The 496-nt window shown below is 68.8% G+C and carries 1 protein-coding gene; it reads left to right on the forward strand.

Annotated elements, in window-relative coordinates:
- The coding region (locus tag ACX4ZE_RS23050) for a hypothetical protein (RefSeq protein WP_480275562.1) at positions 1 to 496 on the forward strand (496 nt) is incomplete at both ends.

A 496-nucleotide genomic window follows, 5' to 3' on the forward strand; every position in this document is an offset into this window, starting at 1 on the left:
CGCGGTCGAGCGGTTACGTGCGGGGCAGTCGGTCGCCCCCGGCCTCGGTGGAATCGGGTTCGAACAGATCGTGGCCCATGGTGTCGATCGAGTCGGTGCCGGACTGCTCCCGGAGGATCTGTATGCTCTCGGGGAGGGGTTGGGGTTCACTACCGCGGTGACGTGGTCGACGCACGCGGGGTGTATGGACGCGGTGTTCGTGGACGCTACGCTCGCGCGCGGTAAACAGTTCACCGATGTGTTCGCGGCACCGGCGGTGCGGAAGGACCTCGCCCGCTATACCAACAATCCGCAGGCCAGCCTGCTGACCGCGGACGTGCGCCGGTTCGCGGCCGACCGGCTACCGGAGTTCATGGTCCCGACTGTGGTGATCGCGGTCGAGGCGATGCCGTTGACCCCGAACGGGAAACTCGACCGTGCGGCGTTACCGGACCCGGAATTCGCCTCCGGGGTGGGGTATCGGGCGCCGCGCTCGGCGCGCGAACGGGTGCTGGCG

This window comes from Nocardia sp. TBRC8007, assembly GCF_056629435.1.